Below are 17,634 nucleotides of genomic sequence, written 5' to 3'. Positions count from 1 at the left end.
TCCTTACAGCACTTCCGGGGCCAACGACACGATCTTCATGAACTTCTCGGTACGCAGTTCACGCGTAACGGGTCCGAAGATGCGGGTGCCGATGGGCTCCAGCTTGGCGTTGAGCAACACGGCGGCATTGCCACCGAAACGAATCAGCGAACCGTCTTTACGGCGCACGCCCTTGGCGGTACGAACCACCACGGCATTGTAAATTTCGCCTTTCTTGACGCGTCCGCGCGGAGCCGCATCTTTGACGCTCACCTTGATGATGTCGCCGATACCGGCATAACGGCGCTTGGAGCCACCGAGCACCTTAATGCACATGACATGACGCGCACCAGTGTTATCGGCCACGTCCAGCGTGGTCTGCATTTGGATCATGATTTTTCCTGTTCCAACTTAACTGGAAATACGGTTTTCCCAATAAGGGAACACTGCAATTCCTGCCAGTTTTGGTCCCGTCAGGTCTGCCGCCCTGCTTTATGTGCTGTAGCTCTAGAGCTTTCGCTCCATCTCTACAACTGGTTGGCAACGCAACGACCCTGGGTTGAAATCCTGCGGGTATTCCCCCAACACGCCGACTAGTCTTCGAAACAACTTTCGGTTAACTGGATCGACAATCTGGGAAAGCTGATCATTCTAGCGTGGTTAAATTTTGAGCGCAAGCACTTTGTTGGAATGACGCACAAAACACCACGCCCCCTCAACGAGGGGACGGTTTTCGAGCTATCCGCCCCTTATTTGTGACGGTAAAAGCCCTTCTCCCAGGCGTCATGGTTGGCCTTGCCCCGCCGGATTTCGTCCGTGAAGGGGGCCGCCCTGAGCACCAGGCGATTCAACCATTTTACCGGAACCCGGCAGGGACGTTCAAAGTCCACGAACAACACAGCGCGCAGACCGTCCGTATCGTTGTGCACCTGGTGGGGATAGAGGTCGTCGAACACCACGGCCCGGCCCTCCCGCCAGCTGTAGCGCTCGCCCCCGACCTCGATCCAGCACCGGTCCGCCGGCTCGGGCACGACCAGCCCCAGGTGCAGGCGCAGGACGCCGTTGTACGGGCCGGTGTGCAGCGGGATCCGCTTGCCGGCCTCGAGGATCGAGAAGAAGGCGCTGCGAATGCCCGGGATCCCTTCCAGCGCCCGGGCCGTGGCCGGACAGCTGGCCAGGTTGCGTTCGGAGCGCAGCCCGTAGCCCATGAAGAGGAACGTCTTCCATTGGTCATCCGACGTGATCATGCCCACATCCGGTGATATCTCATGGAAGGCCGGCAGTTGCTGGCGTTGCGCCAGCAGCGCCGTCAGCTCGGCGCGGATGGCGGGCGTCTGGGCTTCCAGGGCGGCGATCCACGGGAACTGGCTGTTCTGGAAAATGGGCCGGTCCCCCACCAGCGACGCTTTCGCGATGCGGTGTCGCAGCCAATCGATGAAGCGGAACAACACGCGTGAGTAGATACTGGACTTGCCGGCGGGGCGCGCGTCGACGGATTGCACGATGGGTTCGGTGATAGCTGCCAAGGATGCCCCATTGTGTCCATGCCGGCGCCGCCTTGCAAGGCGTGGGGCATCGCCCTGGCCGCCCCCGATTGGCTCCAGGTTTGCGCGCACGAGTGGCCCTCCCTGGCGCCCACGAGCTGGTTTAGACTGGCGCGGGCGACTGCGGTCGCACTCCACTCCTATTTCGCAAGGAACGACAGGCATGTATGAACAGTTGGCGCTGTATATCGACGGCGAATTCATCTCCGGCGAGGGTAGGCGCACCCAGGACGTCATCAACCCGGCCACGCTAGAAGTGCTTGGCCAGCTGCCTCACGCCACCGAAGCGGATCTGGACCGCGCGCTAGCCGCCGCCCAACGCGCGTTCGAGTCCTGGAAGAAGTCTTCCCCCATGGACCGTTCCGCCATCCTGCGCAAGGTCGCCACGCTGTCGCGCGAGCGCGCCAAGGAGATCGGCCGCAACATGACGCTTGACCAGGGCAAGCCGCTGGCCGAAGCCGTGGGTGAAGTCACCTCCTGCTCGGAGCATGCCGACTGGCACGCCGAGGAATGCCGCCGCATCTATGGCCGCGTCGTGCCGCCGCGCAACCCGGATGTGCGCCAATTCGTCGTGCGCGAACCCATCGGCGTCTGCGCCGCGTTCACGCCCTGGAACTTCCCGTACAACCAGGCCATCCGCAAGATCGCCGCCGCGCTCGGCGCCGGTTGCACAGTGGTGCTGAAAGGCCCCGAAGATTCGCCCAGCGCCGTCATGGCCATTGCCCGCATGTTCCACGACGCCGGCCTGCCCAAGGGCTGCCTGAACATCGTCTGGGGCGAACCCGCCAAGATTTCCGACTACCTGATCCGTTCGCCGATCGTGCGCAAAGTGTCGTTCACCGGTTCCGTGCCGGTGGGCAAGCAGCTGGCCGCGCTGGCCGGCGCGCACATGAAGCGCGTCACGATGGAATTGGGCGGCCATTCGCCCGTGCTGGTGTTCGATGACGCCGACGTCGAGCGCGCCGCTGAAATGCTGGCCAAGTTCAAGGTCCGCAACGCCGGTCAGGTCTGCGTGTCGCCCACCCGCTTCTACGTGCAAGAAGGCGCCTACGAGCAATTCCTGGCGCGCTTTTCCGACGTGCTGAAGAACATCAAGGTCGGCGACGGCCTGGAAGCCGGCACCGACATGGGCCCGCTGGCGCATGAGCGCCGCGTGCCCGCCATGAGCGCCTTCATCGACGACGCCAAGAAGCACGGCGGCAAAGTCGTGGTCGGCGGCGGCCCGCTGGACCGCAAGGGCTTCTTCTTCGCGCCCACGGTCGTGACGGATCTGCCCGACGATTCCATGCTGATGACCGAAGAGCCCTTCGGCCCCGTCGCACCGGTCGTGCGCTTCAAGGACACCGATGAAGTCCTGCGCCGCGCCAACAGCCTGCCCTTCGGCCTGTCGTCCTACGTGTTCACGAACTCACTGAAGACGGCGACCAAGGTCTCGAACGGCCTGGAGGCCGGCATGGTCAATATCAACCACTTCGGCAGCGCGCTGGCCGAGACGCCGTTCGGCGGCATCAAGGACAGCGGCATCGGTAGCGAAGGCGGCCTGGAAACGTTCGACGGCTACCTGGTCACGAAATTCATCACGCACATCTGACCCCGTACCCCCAGTACGAAAAAGCCCCGCGATTTTCGCCGCGGGGCTTTTTTTATCTGGGCGACCAGGGGTTTCACGCCGGCGCGGCTTCCACCTGCAAGCCCGCCGCCTTCCACTCCGGGAAGCCGGCGTCCAGCCGGCGCGCCGCCACACCATGCGCGCGCAACGCCGCCACGGCGTCGGTGGACAGCACGCAATACGGTCCCCGGCAATAGGCGACGACATCCGCGCCCGCGGGCAGGTCGGCCAGGCGGCGTTCCAGGTCTTCGGTCGGGATATTGATGGCGCCCGGCAAATGGCCTTGGGCGAACTCTTCAGAAGGCCGCACGTCCAGCAGCACGACGCCGCCGCTGTCCAGCATGCCCAGCAGTTCTTCAATGGAGATGCCGTCCAGGCGGTCACGCTGATGGATGCTGTCTGCGATGACTTCCCGGATCTCTGCATGCTGATGCTCGGCATAGCCGCGCAACGCGGCCAAGAGCGGCGCGATCGGCCCCGCCCCCAAGCGGTACAGCACCCGCTTGCCCTCGCGCCGGGTCTGCACGAAGCCGGCACGGCGCAGGTGCTGCAAATGCTGCGAGGTATTGGCGACAGACAGCCCGGTCAGTTCGGCCAACCGTTCCACCGCGCGTTCACCCTGCGCGATGTGTTCAAGCAGGGCCAGGCGATGGGCCTGCCCCAGCGTCTTGGCGATCTCGGCAAGCGCGTCGAAGCGCTGGGAAGGTTGAGGGCTGTCTGGCGAGTTCATTGACATCACGATAGCATCGCTCTAACATTCAATCAATAAATTGAATGTATTAAATAAGGATGCCGCCTCGTGACCCCAGCCCTGATTGAATTCCTGCAACGCGCCGTGCTGATCGGCGCGGGCGCCACGCTGGTGATGGACGTGTGGGCGCTTTTCCTCAAGCGCTGTTTCGGCATCCCTTCCCTGAACTTCGCGATGGTGGGCCGGTGGATCGGGCATCTGCCTCGCGGCCGTTTCCAGCATCAGAACATCGGCCGCGCCCAACCCGTGCGCGGCGAAGCGTTGCTGGGTTGGGGCGCACATTACGGTATCGGCATCATCTTTGCCGCGATGCTGCTGGGCGTCGTGGGTGTGGCCTGGACGCAGCAACCCACGCTGGCGCCCGCCCTGCTATTCGGCGTTCTGAGCGTGGCCGCGCCCTTCTTCATCCTGCAGCCCGGCCTGGGTGCCGGCATCGCGGCCAGCAAGACCCCGCATCCGAACACAGCGCGCCTGCGCAGCCTGATGGCGCATGCCGTATTCGGCGCCGGCCTGTACATCACGGCATGGATATTGACGCCCGTCTACGGGGGCTGATGCCCCGCCCGGATCCCGTCGCGCTCTAGGAACTTGCCCGCAGGTCCCGCGGCGTCATGCCGAAACGCTGCTTGAACAGGCGGCTGAAATGCGAAGGATGCGCAAAGCCAACTTGATATGCCAGCTCGGCGATGCTGCGATGGCGATGCTGAGAGTTCAGCAGCAGGTCGCGACATTTGTCCAACCGCTGATCGAAGATGAAGGACTCGGCCGAGAGGCCGCCTGCGCGCAGGATGCGGTGCAGGTACGCCACCGATACGCCGCATCCCTGCGCCACCCGCTGCGGCGACAACGCCGGGTCGGCCAGATGCTGCCGAATGTAGGCCAGCACGCGCTGCCGATGTGCCACCGTGACGCTGCTATCGGACTCCGATGCATGTCCCTGCCCCGACTGCACCAGGAACAGCACGATCAGGTCGATCAGGCGTTCGCCCAATTCCGTCACCTCGGTGTCCGACCAGCCGTTCATGCCCTTGAACAGGTGATCCATATAGCTGGCCAGCATCGCGCCGCGCGGTGACCCATCGTCGACGCGCAGCTTGTAGAAGGCGCCGATGCGCGAATCCCGTTGCGACAGCGCGCTGCGCGGAAACGACACGCTCAGGCTGCGATAACCCGATGCCCCCAGCGCCGTCGCCTGGTAAGGCAGGCTCTGGTTCATCAGGTAGACGCAGCCCGGCTCCACCTGGAACTCGCGGCCCAGCTGGCGCACGGCCAGCGGGCCGGCCAGCGGCAGGCCGAAGGTGTAGAACTCCTGGTCCAGCCGCGACACGTTGCCCGCCGTGCGCTCCAGCTTCTGTCCCTGATAGTGCAGGTCATTGAACTGCAGGCTGGCGCGGCGCGCGTAGCGCACATGCCCGGCGAAATGGGCCGGCATTGCGCCGTGAACCTCGAACGGACCGAACGCGTCCGACAGCGCCGCGCGCCATTGCTCGCGCCGGTCGGCGCCAGCGCTGGCCGAAATGGCGAATTCCGTATCGGACATGGCGCGGTCTCCTGTACGCGGCGGGAAGCGCAAATTGATCTTGCGTCTACAACTTCTTGACTCACCCTGCTCTGGGGTGGGCGGCGCATTGTGGATGCGTTTGGCAGAAGTCTATAGTCAGCCCGATAAGCACACAACCTGGACAACCCGGGAGGAGACTCATGGCACACGCGCCCGCAACGGCTGCCCGCCACACCCCCGCTTCGCGCTATCTGCGCTGCGAAGGCCGCGAGCTGCACGTGACCGAATGGGGCGACGCGGACGCGCCCCCCATCATCATGTGGCACGGCCTTGCCCGCACGGGACGCGACTTCGACGAACTGGCGGATGCGCTGGCGGACGACTACCGCATCCTCTGCCCCGACACGATCGGCCGCGGCCTGTCGCAATGGAGCCCGGACCCCGTCGCCGAGTACCAACTGGATTTCTACGCCCGCCTCGCCCGCGCTCTCGCGGACAGCCTGTCGCTTACGCGCGTGCGGTGGGTCGGTACCTCGATGGGTGGCGCCACCGGCATGCACGCGGCCGCCACGACGCTGCGCGGCCGAATATCGCATCTGGTCGTCAATGACATTGGCCCCGAACTGCCCCAGCCCGCCATCGACCGCATCCTGGCCTATGCGGGCAACCCTCCCGCGTTCGACACCGTCACCGAACTGGAAGCCTGGTTACGCGTCGCCTACAAGCCCTATGGATGGCAAAGCGACGAGCAATGGCGCCGGATGGCCGAGACCTCGGTACGCCGATTACCCGACGGTCGCGTCACGGCGCACTACGACCCTGCCATCGTCGGGCAGTTCAGCCATCACCCCGGCGACTACAACCGCTGGAGCGGCTACGACTCGCTGCGCATGCCGGTGCTGTTGCTACGCGGCGCCGAGTCCGATCTGCTGCTGCCCGATGTCGCCCATGCGATGACGCAGCGTGGACCACGCGCGACGCGCATCGACTTCCCCGATTGCGGCCATGCACCCGCGCTGAACGTGGCGCCGCAGATCGATGCCATCCGCCGGTTCCTTGCCACGCCGGACCCTATGCATGACCACACCGCGGCCGGCCACGCCCGCTGATAACAGGAGAGACATCCATGAATCGCATTCTGCTTGCCGCGCTGGCAGCCCTTTGCATGAATTCGGCGGTCGCGGCGAAAGACTTCGTCGTCGCCCACGTGTACGACAAGACGGGCCCGCTGGAGGCCTACGCCAAACAGACGCAGAACGGCCTGATGCTGGGCCTGGAATACGCGACCCAAGGCACGATGACGGTGGCGGGCCGCAAAATCCGCGTGATTGAAAAGGACAACCAGGGCAAGCCCGATGTGGCCCGCGCGCAGCTGGCGTCCGCCTACGCGGACGACAACGCCGACATCGCCGTCGGCCCCACCTCGTCCGGCGTGGCGCTGGCCATGCTGCCCATCGCCGAAGAGTACGAGAGGATCCTGCTGGTGGAGCCCGCCGTGGCGGACTCCATCACGGGCGAAAAGTGGAACAAGTACATCTTCCGCACGGGCCGCAATTCATCGCAGGATGCGATCGCCAACGCGGTGGCGTTCGACCAGGCAGGCACGTCCATCGCCATGCTGGCGCAAGACTACGCCTTTGGCCGCGACGGCGTGAAAGCCTTTAAGGGCGCGCTTAAAAACGCCAAGATCGTGCACGAGGAATATCTGCCTGCCAACGCCACGGATTTCACGGCAGGCGCCCAGCGCCTGTTCGATGCGCTGAAAGAAAAACCCGGACGCAAGATCATCTTCATCCTGTGGGCGGGCGCGGGCAACCCGTTCAAGATCGCTGATCTGGATCCCAAGCGCTTCGGCATCGAGATCGCCACGGGCGGCAACACGCTGGCCGCGATGACGCCGTTGAAGTCGTTGGCGGGCATGGAAGGCGCCACGTATTACTACTACGGCATCCCCAAGAATCCGATCAATGATTGGCTCGTTGCCGAACACCAGAAGCGCTACGGCCAGCCGCCGGACTTCTTCACCGCGGGCGGCATGTCGTCCGGGATTGCCATCGTGGCGGCGCTGAACAAGACCGCCGGCGATTCGGATACGGACAAGCTGATCAAGGCCATGGAAGGCATGAGTTTCGACACGCCCAAGGGCAAGATGACGTTCCGGCCCGAAGACCACCAGGCGATGCAATCCATGTATCACTTCCGCATCAAGAACGATCCCTCGGTGCCGTGGGCGGTGCAGGACCTGGTCAAGGAAATCACGCCCGACCAGATGACCGTGCCGATCCAGAACAAACGCTGAAGGCACGCCGCTGCAATGTTGGAAACCCAATCGCTCACGATCCGTTTCGGCGGGCACGTGGCCGTCAATGACGTCAGCTGCACTTATGCGCCTGGCACGCTGACAGCCATCGTCGGCCCGAACGGCGCGGGCAAGACCACCTACTTCAATCTGATCTCCGGCCAGTTGCGCGCAAGCGCCGGGTCGGTGCGCTTGAATGGCCGGGACCTGACCCCGCTATCGGCGCCCGCGCGCATGCATGCCGGCCTGGGCCGCGCGTTCCAGCTGACGCAACTGTTCCCGCGCCTGTCCGTGCATGAGAACGTGCGGCTGGCGCTGCAATCGCGCCAGCAAGGCATGAGCTGGCGCCAGATCCGCTTCTGGCGCACCTGGGATGACGATCGCGCCCTATTGGCCCGCGCCGATGCGCTGTTGGAACGTACCCGCTTGTCCGCACGACGCGACCACGCCGCCGCGGACCTGCCGCATGGCGACCAGCGCAAGCTGGAAATCGCGATGCTCATCGCGCTGGAACCGCAGGTGTTCATGTTCGATGAACCGACCGCCGGCATGAGCGTGGACGACGTGCCGGTGGTGCTGGAACTGATCCGCGAGATCAAGAACGATCCGACCAAGACGATTCTGCTGGTGGAGCACAAGATGGATGTGGTGCGCGAATTGGCCGACCGCATCGTCGTACTGCACAACGGCCAACTGATGGCCGACGGCGACCCCGCCACCGTCATCGCCTCGCCCATCGTGCAGCAGGCCTATCTGGGCATGAGCCCGACGGAGACGCCAGCATGAGCGCCCCGATGCTGCTGGAGCTGCAAGGGGTGCATACCCACATCGGTGCGTACCACATCCTGCACGGCGTCGACCTGGCGGTGCCGTCTGCGGGCGTCACCATGCTGCTGGGCCGCAACGGCGCCGGCAAGACCACCACGCTGCGCACGATCATGGGATTGTGGCGGGCCTCGCAAGGCCTGGTAACGTTTGACGGCACCCCCATCGGCGGACCCGGCACACGCAAATCGCCGCCCGACATGGCGCGCATGGGCATGGCCTATGTGCCCGAGAACATGGGCATCTTTGCGGACTTGTCGGTGAAGGAAAACATCTTGCTCGCCGCACGGCAGGCGCGCAGCGCAGACCAGCTCGACACGGCACGGCTGGAATGGATCTTCGGTTTCTTCCCTGCGCTCAAAAAATTCTGGCTGCATCCGGCCGGCAAGCTGTCGGGCGGACAGAAGCAGATGCTGGCGGTGGCGCGCGCCATCATCGAGCCGCGCCGGCTGCTGCTGATCGACGAGCCCAGCAAGGGTCTTGCGCCCGCCATCATCCAGAACATGATCGACGCCTTCCTCGAACTCAAGGAAGCGTCCACCACCATCCTGCTGGTCGAGCAGAACTTCAACTTCGCGCAGCAGGTCGGCGACCACGTCGCGATCATGGACAACGGCCGCGTCGTCCATGCGGGCAGCATGCGCGAGCTTGTACAAGACGAAGCATTACAGACACGCCTGCTTGGGCTGTCGTTGGGAAGCCATCAATGAGCACCCTGGATATCGATACCCCGCTGCCCCGCACACGCGCGGACCTGCGCCCCGTACTGCTGGTCGCCGCACTGGCCGCCATCGCGTTGCCGCTGGTGGGTTCCTTTTCGACATGGGTCACGCTGACGCTCGCGGGCCTGGCGATGGGCATGATCATCTTCATCGTGGCCTCGGGCATGACGCTGGTGTTCGGTTTGATGGACGTCCTGAACTTCGGGCATGGCCTCTTCATCGCCATCGGCGCCTATATGGCCGCGACGGTGCTGGGCGGCATGGCTGACTGGACTCAGACGGGCAGCCTGTGGATGAACCTGGCCGCCGTGCTGCCGGCCATGATCGTGGGCATGCTGGTGGCGGGCGCCGTGGGCCTGGCGTTCGAACGCGTGATCGTGCGGCCGGTGTACGGCCAGCATCTGAAGCAGATCCTGATCACCATGGGCGGCATGATCATCGGTGAAGAGATCATCAAGATGATCTGGGGTCCGCAGACCCTGTCCCTGCCGCTGCCCGAGGCGTTGCGCGGCGCATTCCTGCTGGGGGATGCGGCGATCGAGAAGTTCCGGATCGTGGCGCTGGCCGTCGGCATCCTGGTGCTGGGCGGCATGCTGTGGCTGCTGAACCGCACCAAGCTGGGCCTGTTGATTCGCGCCGGCGTGGAAGACCGCGAGATGGTGGAAAGCCTGGGTTACCGCATCCGGCACTTGTTTGTGGGCGTCTTCGTCGCCGGGTCAATGCTTGCCGGGCTGGGCGGCGTGCTGTGGGGCATGTATCAGCAGTCGGTGGTGCCGCAGTTGGGTGCACAGGTGAACGTGCTGATTTTCATCGTCATCATGATCGGCGGGCTGGGGTCGACGGTCGGTTGCCTGATCGGGGCGCTGCTGGTCGGGCTGATGGCCAACTACACAGGCTTCCTCGTGCCCAAAGCCGCCCTGTTCTCGAATATCGCGCTGATGGTCGCCATCCTGTTGTGGCGCCCACAAGGCGTCTATCCGGTCACGAACCGCTAGGAGCGCCGACATGTCTTTCCGCTTGCTCTCCGGCGACCCGCCGCGCAGCACCTTCCTGGCGCTCGTGCTGATTACCGTCGTCGCCCTGCTTGCCGCAGCGCCGTTTCTCTTTCCCGGTCCCAAATCGCTGGCCGTGGCCGCCAAGATACTGGTGTTCGTGATTCTTGTCGCCAGCTACGACCTGCTGCTGGGCTACACCGGCATCGTGAGCTTCGCGCACACCATGTTCTTCGGCATCGGCGCCTACGGCGTGGCGATCGCCAGCATCCGGATGGAGCCCGGCTGGATTGCGGTGTTCGCGGGCGTCGGTGGCGCGTTGGTCGTGTCGCTGGCGTTCGCCCTGTTGATCGGGCTGGCCAGCCTGCGCGTACGCGCGATCTTCTACGCCATGATCACGCTCGCGGTCGCGGCTGCATTCCAGACGCTGGTGTCGCAGCTCTCTGACCTGACGGGCGGCGAAGACGGCCTGAACTTCAAAGTGCCCCAGATGCTGCGCCCGGCGTTCCGGCCGCTGTCGGAACCCCTGTTCGGCGTGACGATCGACGGCCGCATCATCACTTACTACCTGATCGCCGCGGTCTGCGCTGTGTTGTTCCTGATGTTGCTGCGTATCGTGAATTCGCCGTTCGGCCGCGTGCTGCAAGCCATTCGCGAAAACCCCTTCCGCGCCGAAGCCATCGGGTATCGCACGGTGCTGTACCGTAGCTTGTCCAATCTGCTGGCGGCCGCCTTCGCCACGCTGGCCGGCGCCATATACGCACTTTGGCTGCGCTATAACGGGCCGGACACCTCGCTGTCGTTCGAGATCATGCTGAACATCCTGCTGATGCTGGTGATCGGCGGTATGGGCACCATGTATGGCGCCGTGGTGGGCGCGAGCCTGTTCGTGTTCGCGCAAAGCTATCTGCAGGACGGCCTGCACGTGATCCACGATGCCGTCTCCGGCGTGGCGCCGCTGGCCCTGCTGTTCGAGCCGGACCGCTGGCTGCTATGGCTGGGCATCCTGTTCGTGGTGTCGGTGTACTACTTCCCGACGGGCATCGCGGGACGGTTGCGCGAACTGGCGCGGCGACATTGATTCCGTCGGCGGGGCCGCGCGCGGCGCCAGGGCGCGATAGGCCGTCCTACTTTCCGTCCTACTCCCGCCCTACTTCCCGCTCTGCCGCAGCGTGTCGGCTTCGCGCCGCAGGCCATCCACACGCCGCTGCATCTCATCGATCTTGCCGCGGTCCAGTTGCGAGCCGGCTGGCGTCGGCGCCAGGGGCTTCATCGTCGAGCCCGTGTTCAACGGCATCATGGCAGGCGGCGCCGTCGCGGCATCCACGGGCTTCTGGTTAAGCAGCCGTTCAAGCAACATCAGTTGATTGCGCTGCGCCTGCAGCGCTTGCTCTTGCGAGGCCAGCGCCTGCTCATCCTCGTTGTCAGTGCCGAAGATGGCGGCGTGGTCCGGTGATCCGGCAGGAAGCTTGACGCGCGGTTCGGGCCCCGCATTCAGGACGTTCTTGCCCGCACGCGGGTCATCCACCGGCGAGGCCGCCGTGACGTCCGCGCCCGGATCGCGCTGCGCCACGGCGGCGGCAGCCGCGCATAGCGCGACGCCAAGCACGCCGGCCCTGACGGTGCTGCGCATGATGTCATTTACCCGCATCGGCATAGATCTCGAAGACGAAAAAAAACGGCAAGGGGTTTAGCCCTTGCCGTTTTATATCAGAACAGCGAACCGTTCCGACGTACTACTTAGATGATACGTGCGGCTTCAACCAGACGCACCACACGCCACGACTTCGAGCGCGAGATGGGACGGCCTTCAGCGATTTCAACCGTATCGCCTTCGTTGAATTGGTTCGATTCGTCGTGTGCCTTGTACTTCGCGGAGCGCACGATGATCTTGCCGAAGATGGGGTGCTTGACGCGGCGCTCAACGAGCACAACGACAGTCTTGTCCATCTTGTTGCTGACGACCTTGCCAACCAGCGTACGCTGGCGCTTGGCCACTTGGGTGTTTTGAGTTTCGCTCATGTTTATTTCCCTGCCTTCTCGGTCAGCAAGGTACGAACGCGCGCAATGTCGCGACGCACGTTGCGCAGCTGGCTGGTGTTGGCCAGTTGCTGCGTGGCCTTCTGCATACGCAGACCGAATTGTGCCTTCAGCAGGCTTTCGAGCTCTTTGCCGAGCTCGGCGGCGTCTTTCGAACGGAGTTCGCTAGCTTTCATGTTAGTACTCCTTAAGCACCGATATGACGCGCGACGAACGTGGTCGAAATCGGCAGCTTGGCAGCGGCCAGGCGGAAAGCTTCACGCGCGATCTCTTCGCTCACACCTTCCATTTCGTAGAGCACTTTGCCGGGCTGAATTTCAGCGACCCAGTACTCAGGATTGCCCTTACCGTTACCCATACGGACTTCGGCGGGCTTCTGCGAGATGGGCTTATCCGGGAAAATGCGAATCCAGATACGGCCGCCACGCTTGATGTGACGATTGATAGCACGACGAGCGGCTTCGATCTGGCGAGCGGTCAGACGGCCACGGCCGGTGGCCTTCAGACCGAATTCGCCGAACGACACGTGGGTACCACGGGTCGCCAGACCGGTGTTGCGGCCCTTCTGCTCTTTGCGATACTTTCTGCGAGAGGGTTGCAGCATGGTTATTCTCCTTCAGGCGCCGGAGCAGCGTCCGCCTTGCGGGGACCACCACGACCACGGCCACCCGGACGACCGGTGCGAGCACCGTCCGGACGATCACCACGCGGAGCGCGGCGCGGACGACGTTCTTCTTCGCGCGGGGCAGCGGTTTCCGGCGGCAATTCGCCGTTGGCCAGCATGTCGCCCTTGTAGACCCAGACCTTGATGCCGATCACGCCATAGGTCGTGTGGGCTTCGGAGGTGCCGTAGTCGATATTGGCCTTGAGGGTGTGCAGCGGCACACGGCCTTCGCGATACCACTCGGTGCGGGCAATTTCGATACCGTTCAGACGGCCGGCGCTCATGATCTTGATGCCTTGGGCACCCAGACGCATTGCGTTCTGCATCGCGCGCTTCATTGCGCGACGGAACATGATGCGCTTCTCGAGCTGTTGCGAGATCGAGTCGGCGATCAGTTGAGCATCGGTTTCCGGCTTGCGGATTTCTTCGATGTTGACGTGCACGGGCACGCCCATCAGACGCTGCAGATCAGCCTTCAGGCTTTCGATGTCTTCGCCGCGCTTGCCGATCACCACGCCCGGACGAGCCGAGTAGACGGTGATGCGGGCATTCTTGGCCGGACGCTCGATGATCACGCGACCAACGGAGGCGCTCTTGAGCTTCTTCTTCAGGTACTCGCGAACGCGAATGTCTTCGGCAAGCATCGTGCCGAAGGCCTTGTCGTCGGCGAACCAACGCGAGGACCAATTACGGGTGACCGCGAGACGGAACCCAGTGGGGTGAATTTTCTGACCCATCGTGACTCCTTAAGCTCCGACCTTGACCGTGATGTGGCAGGTCTGCTTCTCGATACGGTTGCCGCGGCCCTTGGCGCGAGCGGAGAAGCGCTTCATCGACTGAGCCTTGTCCACAAAAATCGTGGTGACTTTCAGTTCGTCGATATCGGCGCCGTCGTTGTGCTCGGCGTTGGCGATGGCGGACTCGACAGCCTTCTTCAGGATGACGGCAGCCTTCTTCGGCGAGAAGGTGAGGATCTCCAGCGCACGGCCGACCTTCTGACCACGGATCAAGTCCGCAACCAGACGGGTCTTCTGTGCCGAGATGTGCACCCCACGGATAATGGCAGTAGTTTCCATCGCTTACCTCTTCGCCTTCTTGTCCGCAGCGTGGCCCTTGAACGTACGGGTCAGCGCGAACTCGCCCAGCTTGTGACCGACCATGTTCTCGTTGATGTACACGGGGACATGCTGCTTGCCGTTGTGCACAGCGATCGTCAGACCGATGAACTCGGGCAGGATCGTGGAACGACGCGACCAGGTCTTGATCGGCTTCTTGTCTTTGCCCGCGACGGCCGTGTCCACCTTTTTGATCAGGTGAGCATCGACAAACGGGCCTTTCTTGATCGAACGTGACATAGTGTTCGCCTCTTACTTGCGCTTGCGCCGTTGGACGATCATATTGTTCGTCCGCTTGTTGCGACGGGTCTTGAAACCCTTCGCCGGAGTACCCCACGGGCTGACCGGTTCGCGTGCTTCACCGGTACGGCCTTCACCGCCACCGTGCGGGTGATCCACCGGGTTCATGGCAACGCCACGGACCGTCGGGCGGATACCACGCCAACGCATTGCACCGGCCTTGCCGATTTGGCGCAGGCTGTGTTCTTCGTTACCGACTTCACCAATGGTGGCGCGGCATTCGATGTGCACACGGCGGACTTCACCCGAGCGCAGACGAACCTGAGCGTAGATGCCTTCGCGAGCCAGCAGGACGGCGGAAGCGCCAGCCGAGCGGACCATCTGAGCACCCTTGCCAGGCAGCATTTCGACGCAGTGAATCGTCGTACCCACCGGGATGTTGCGGATCGGCAGGGTGTTGCCGGCGCGGATCGGGGCTTCGATACCCGACAGCACAGTGGCACCCACTTCCAGACCACGCGGAGCGATGATGTAACGACGTTCGCCGTCGGCGTAGCACAGCAGAGCGATGTGCGCCGTACGGTTGGGGTCATATTCCAGACGCTCAACCTTCGCCGGGATACCGTCCTTGTCACGACGGAAGTCGACCAAGCGGTAGTGTTGCTTGTGACCGCCGCCACGATGGCGGATCGTGATGTGACCGTTGTTGTTACGGCCAGAACCACGGGTCTTCTTTTCCAGCAGCGGCGCGTAGGGCTCACCCTTGTGCAGGTTGGGACTGACAACCTTCACCATGCCACGGCGGCCGGCCGAAGTCGGCTTAACTTTTACGAGGGCCATTTACTTCACCTCCGCAAAGTCGATTTCCTGGCCGTCCTTGAGCGACACGTAAGCCTTGCGCTCATTACGGCGACGGCCAACGAATCGGCCAAAGCGCTTGACTTTGCCCTTACGGTTGAGGACCTGCACGGACTCGACCTGCACCTTGAAGAGCAGTTCGACGGCAGCCTTGATTTCCGGCTTGGTAGCGTCAGCCACGACACGGAAAGCGACTTGCTGATTCTTCTCAGCGACGAACGTGGCCTTTTCGGTCACGATCGGAGCCAGAATGACTTGCATCAAGCGTTCAGCGTTCATCCCAGCATCTCCTCGAGTTGAGCGATGGCCGGCTTGGTGATCAGCACTTTCTTGTAGTGGACCAGCGACAACGGATCGGCATAACGGGGCTCGACAACAGCAACGTGCGGCAGGTTGCGGGTGGCGAGGTAAACATTCTCATCAACGCTGTCGGTGATGATCAGGACGGAGTCCAGGCCCAGGCTCTTCAGCTTTGCAGCAGCAGCCTTGGTCTTGGGCGATTCCAGATCAAACGATTCGACAACAGCGATGCGGTCTTCACGAGCCAGTTGCGACAGGATCGAACGGATCCCGGCGCGGTACATCTTCTTGTTGACCTTCTGGCTGAAGTTCTCTTCGGGCGAGTTCGGGAAAATCCGACCACCGCCACGCCACAGCGGCGACGAAGTCATACCAGCGCGTGCGCGGCCGGTACCCTTCTGGCGCCAGGGCTTCTTGGTCGAGTGCTTAACTTCGGCACGATCCTTCTGAGCGCGGTTGCCGGCACGGGCATTGGCTTGGAAAGCCACCACGATCTGATGAATCAGCGCTTCGTTGAAGTCACGGCCGAAGATCGTATCGGGCGCGCTGAACGTAGCAGCGGCCTGACCTTGGTCGTTCAGGAGCTTGAGATCCATTTACTTACGCTCCCTTCTTGGCCGGGGCCTTGATGGCCGGGCGCACGACGATGTCGGCGCCAGCGTGGCCGGGGACAGCGCCCTTGACCAGCAGCAGGCCACGCTCAACGTCAACGCGAACGACGTCGAGGTTTTGAACGGTGCGGGTGACATCACCCAGGTGACCAGCCATGCGCTTACCCGGGAAAATACGGCCCGGATCTTGTGCTTGACCAATCGAGCCGGGAACGCGGTGCGAACGGGAGTTACCGTGCGAAGCGCGTTGCGAGCCGAAGTGGTGACGCTTGATGGTACCGGCGAAGCCTTTACCAATGGTCGTGCCCGTCACGTCGACCTGTTGGCCGGCTTCGAACACGGATTCCACAGCGATCACGGTACCGGCTGCAAATTCAGCAGCGCGAGCGGGATCCAGGCGGAATTCTTTGAGGATGCTACCGGCTTCAACGCCGGCTTTGGCGTAGTGGCCCGTTTGCGGCTGAACCACACGCGAGGCACGACGAGTGCCATAAGTCACTTGGATCGCGGCGTAGCCGTCGGTTTCCTGCGACTTAACTTGGGTCACGCGGTTGTTCGACACGTCCAGCACGGTCACCGGGATGGATTCACCTTCCTCGGTAAAAATGCGGGTCATGCCGACCTTGCGACCCACCAGCCCCAGCCGATGAGCGGCGGGCGTGGGTGTCGAATTCGACATCGTTTTCTCCATTCCCGACTGCGATTGGTCGGGGCTAATCGGGCAAAAGGTAACGGCCTTTGCCCTACGACTATGTTCAACCTGGGTCGAGGATTAGTTGGGTATTAGCCCATCCCGTTCCCATAGTCAGTCTTGCCACAAAATGGCAAGCTTGGCATATTAGCATGATTTTTTCAGTCAGCACAAGCACTTAGCCCACTTAGGGCGTGTGCCCAGCGGCAGTTTTGCCACAGTGTGGCAAGGCGCCGCCAGCGACCTTGAAAACAGGTCCCTGCTGGGACAGTGAGCGCCCGCTAACTTGCGGACAGAGCCGCGAAAGTCCGGACGCCATGCCTGGGGCATATCACCGCCAGGTGCCGCTGAAAAAACAAAATGGCCGCACTCCCAGGGGAATACGGCCATTTTTCGAGCCTACCGGCGAAGGTAGCAGGCTCGGTACGCCTTACTGCAGCGCGATTTCGACGTCGACGCCGGCCGGCAGGTCCAGACGCATCAGAGCGTCAACGGTCTTGTCGGTGGGATCAACGATGTCCATCAAGCGCTGATGGGTACGGATTTCGAACTGGTCACGCGACGTCTTGTTGACGTGCGGCGAACGCAGAACGTCGTAGCGACGGATACGCGTGGGCAGCGGCACCGGGCCGCGGACAACGGCGCCGGTACGCTTGGCGGTGTCGACGATTTCAGCGGCCGATTGATCGATCAGCTTGTAATCGAAGGCTTTCAAGCGGATACGGATCTTTTGGTTTTTCATGGCGTTTCCTAAAGAACGAGAGGCGAAGGCGACGAAGCGCCCTCGCTGGTTGTTTGCTGCTTAAGTGATCCGAATTACTTCAGGATCTTGGCGACGACGCCGGCGCCGACGGTACGACCGCCTTCACGGATGGCGAAACGCAGGCCTTCTT

General features: G+C 63.0%; 25 protein-coding genes. 8 read left to right on the top strand and 17 right to left on the bottom strand.

The window, feature by feature from the left end:
• Positions 1-3: 3 nt before the first annotated feature.
• The gene (gene rplN / locus AC3WMU_RS11530) at positions 4-372 is read right to left on the bottom strand and encodes a 50S ribosomal protein L14 (protein ID WP_006216531.1); all 369 of its coding nucleotides are present in this window, start codon (positions 370-372) and stop codon (positions 4-6) included.
• 356 nt (positions 373-728) lie between these two features.
• On the bottom strand, positions 729-1,481 hold the full coding sequence (locus tag AC3WMU_RS11525; protein WP_035213995.1) for an aspartyl/asparaginyl beta-hydroxylase domain-containing protein: 753 nt from the start codon (positions 1,479-1,481) through the stop codon (positions 729-731).
• Between the two features lie 205 nt (positions 1,482-1,686).
• Here AC3WMU_RS11525 and AC3WMU_RS11520 point away from each other — a divergent pair, with 205 nt between their 5' ends.
• On the top strand, positions 1,687-3,114 hold the full coding sequence (locus tag AC3WMU_RS11520) for an NAD-dependent succinate-semialdehyde dehydrogenase (RefSeq protein WP_492282381.1): 1,428 nt from the start codon (positions 1,687-1,689) through the stop codon (positions 3,112-3,114).
• 73 nt (positions 3,115-3,187) lie between these two features.
• On the opposite strand, the gene AC3WMU_RS11515 is transcribed toward AC3WMU_RS11520, so the two are convergent.
• Complete coding sequence (locus AC3WMU_RS11515) at positions 3,188-3,862, bottom strand: ArsR/SmtB family transcription factor (RefSeq protein ID WP_492282380.1); 675 nt, start codon at positions 3,860-3,862, stop codon at positions 3,188-3,190.
• 69 nt (positions 3,863-3,931) lie between these two features.
• On the opposite strand from AC3WMU_RS11515, the gene AC3WMU_RS11510 reads away from it, so the two are divergent.
• The gene (locus tag AC3WMU_RS11510; protein WP_280027030.1) at positions 3,932-4,438 is read left to right on the top strand and encodes a DUF2938 domain-containing protein; all 507 of its coding nucleotides are present in this window, start codon (positions 3,932-3,934) and stop codon (positions 4,436-4,438) included.
• Between the two features lie 25 nt (positions 4,439-4,463).
• Here AC3WMU_RS11510 and AC3WMU_RS11505 read toward each other — a convergent pair whose 3' ends face one another.
• Entirely contained in the window at positions 4,464-5,423 is a 960-nt protein-coding gene (locus AC3WMU_RS11505) for a helix-turn-helix domain-containing protein (protein ID WP_492282379.1), read from the bottom strand.
• A gap of 161 nt (positions 5,424-5,584) precedes the next feature.
• Between AC3WMU_RS11505 and AC3WMU_RS11500 the strand changes: the two genes are divergently transcribed.
• The 6 genes from AC3WMU_RS11500 to AC3WMU_RS11475 are packed head-to-tail and all read left to right on the top strand — an operon-like array spanning position 5,585 to position 11,303.
• On the top strand, positions 5,585-6,493 hold the full coding sequence (locus tag AC3WMU_RS11500; protein ID WP_492282378.1) for an alpha/beta fold hydrolase: 909 nt from the start codon (positions 5,585-5,587) through the stop codon (positions 6,491-6,493).
• Positions 6,494-6,510: 17 nt separating this feature from the next.
• Positions 6,511-7,683 (top strand): substrate-binding domain-containing protein, encoded by a 1,173-nt coding sequence (locus tag AC3WMU_RS11495; RefSeq protein WP_492282377.1) that lies wholly within the window; start codon positions 6,511-6,513, stop codon positions 7,681-7,683.
• Positions 7,684-7,698: 15 nt separating this feature from the next.
• A complete protein-coding gene (locus AC3WMU_RS11490) occupies positions 7,699-8,469 on the top strand; it encodes an ABC transporter ATP-binding protein (protein ID WP_492282376.1) in 771 nt (256 codons plus the stop codon).
• A complete protein-coding gene (locus AC3WMU_RS11485; RefSeq protein WP_280027033.1) occupies positions 8,466-9,218 on the top strand; it encodes an ABC transporter ATP-binding protein in 753 nt (250 codons plus the stop codon). The genes AC3WMU_RS11490 and AC3WMU_RS11485 overlap by 4 nt, the downstream gene beginning before the upstream one ends.
• Positions 9,215-10,225 carry a branched-chain amino acid ABC transporter permease gene (locus AC3WMU_RS11480; RefSeq protein ID WP_006227026.1) on the top strand — a complete coding sequence of 337 codons (1,011 nt, stop codon included), beginning with the start codon at positions 9,215-9,217 and terminating at the stop codon, positions 10,223-10,225. Before AC3WMU_RS11485 ends, AC3WMU_RS11480 begins: the two co-directional genes overlap by 4 nt.
• A 10-nt stretch (positions 10,226-10,235) precedes the next feature.
• On the top strand, positions 10,236-11,303 hold the full coding sequence (locus AC3WMU_RS11475; protein ID WP_492282375.1) for a branched-chain amino acid ABC transporter permease: 1,068 nt from the start codon (positions 10,236-10,238) through the stop codon (positions 11,301-11,303).
• Between the two features lie 69 nt (positions 11,304-11,372).
• On the opposite strand, the gene AC3WMU_RS11470 is transcribed toward AC3WMU_RS11475, so the two are convergent.
• The 13 genes from AC3WMU_RS11470 to AC3WMU_RS11410 all read right to left on the bottom strand — a co-directional run.
• On the bottom strand, positions 11,373-11,855 hold the full coding sequence (locus AC3WMU_RS11470; RefSeq protein ID WP_280027036.1) for a hypothetical protein: 483 nt from the start codon (positions 11,853-11,855) through the stop codon (positions 11,373-11,375).
• A gap of 107 nt (positions 11,856-11,962) precedes the next feature.
• Positions 11,963-12,244: a 30S ribosomal protein S17 gene (gene rpsQ / locus AC3WMU_RS11465; RefSeq protein ID WP_006227023.1), complete on the bottom strand. Its 282-nt coding sequence runs from the start codon at positions 12,242-12,244 to the stop codon at positions 11,963-11,965.
• 2 nt (positions 12,245-12,246) lie between these two features.
• Positions 12,247-12,438 carry a 50S ribosomal protein L29 gene (rpmC, locus tag AC3WMU_RS11460; RefSeq protein WP_003806912.1) on the bottom strand — a complete coding sequence of 64 codons (192 nt, stop codon included), beginning with the start codon at positions 12,436-12,438 and terminating at the stop codon, positions 12,247-12,249.
• Between the two features lie 11 nt (positions 12,439-12,449).
• A complete protein-coding gene (gene rplP / locus AC3WMU_RS11455; protein WP_006216552.1) occupies positions 12,450-12,866 on the bottom strand; it encodes a 50S ribosomal protein L16 in 417 nt (138 codons plus the stop codon).
• A gap of 2 nt (positions 12,867-12,868) precedes the next feature.
• Entirely contained in the window at positions 12,869-13,663 is a 795-nt protein-coding gene (rpsC, locus tag AC3WMU_RS11450) for a 30S ribosomal protein S3 (RefSeq protein ID WP_006227022.1), read from the bottom strand.
• A 9-nt stretch (positions 13,664-13,672) separates the two neighbouring features.
• Positions 13,673-14,002, bottom strand: coding sequence for a 50S ribosomal protein L22 (gene rplV / locus AC3WMU_RS11445; RefSeq protein WP_006227021.1), 330 nt, complete (start codon positions 14,000-14,002; stop codon positions 13,673-13,675).
• 3 nt (positions 14,003-14,005) lie between these two features.
• Complete coding sequence (rpsS, locus tag AC3WMU_RS11440) at positions 14,006-14,281, bottom strand: 30S ribosomal protein S19 (RefSeq protein WP_006216555.1); 276 nt, start codon at positions 14,279-14,281, stop codon at positions 14,006-14,008.
• 12 nt (positions 14,282-14,293) lie between these two features.
• Positions 14,294-15,121 (bottom strand): 50S ribosomal protein L2, encoded by an 828-nt coding sequence (rplB, locus tag AC3WMU_RS11435; protein WP_006227020.1) that lies wholly within the window; start codon positions 15,119-15,121, stop codon positions 14,294-14,296.
• Positions 15,122-15,418, bottom strand: coding sequence for a 50S ribosomal protein L23 (gene rplW / locus AC3WMU_RS11430; protein WP_006216557.1), 297 nt, complete (start codon positions 15,416-15,418; stop codon positions 15,122-15,124).
• The gene (gene rplD / locus AC3WMU_RS11425) at positions 15,415-16,035 is read right to left on the bottom strand and encodes a 50S ribosomal protein L4 (RefSeq protein ID WP_006216558.1); all 621 of its coding nucleotides are present in this window, start codon (positions 16,033-16,035) and stop codon (positions 15,415-15,417) included. The genes rplW and rplD overlap by 4 nt, the downstream gene beginning before the upstream one ends.
• A 4-nt stretch (positions 16,036-16,039) precedes the next feature.
• Positions 16,040-16,729 carry a 50S ribosomal protein L3 gene (rplC, locus tag AC3WMU_RS11420; RefSeq protein WP_006227019.1) on the bottom strand — a complete coding sequence of 230 codons (690 nt, stop codon included), beginning with the start codon at positions 16,727-16,729 and terminating at the stop codon, positions 16,040-16,042.
• A 442-nt stretch (positions 16,730-17,171) separates the two neighbouring features.
• The gene (gene rpsJ, locus AC3WMU_RS11415) at positions 17,172-17,483 is read right to left on the bottom strand and encodes a 30S ribosomal protein S10 (RefSeq protein ID WP_003806903.1); all 312 of its coding nucleotides are present in this window, start codon (positions 17,481-17,483) and stop codon (positions 17,172-17,174) included.
• Between the two features lie 74 nt (positions 17,484-17,557).
• Positions 17,558-17,634, bottom strand: a 77-nt coding sequence (locus AC3WMU_RS11410; RefSeq protein WP_446649917.1) for an EF-Tu C-terminal domain-related protein, incomplete at its 5' end; no start/stop codon positions are given.

This window comes from Achromobacter sp. FW305-C-13, from assembly GCF_058783475.1.
The sequence above is the reverse complement of the archived record's forward strand: the minus strand, read 5'-3'. Positions and strand labels throughout refer to the sequence as shown.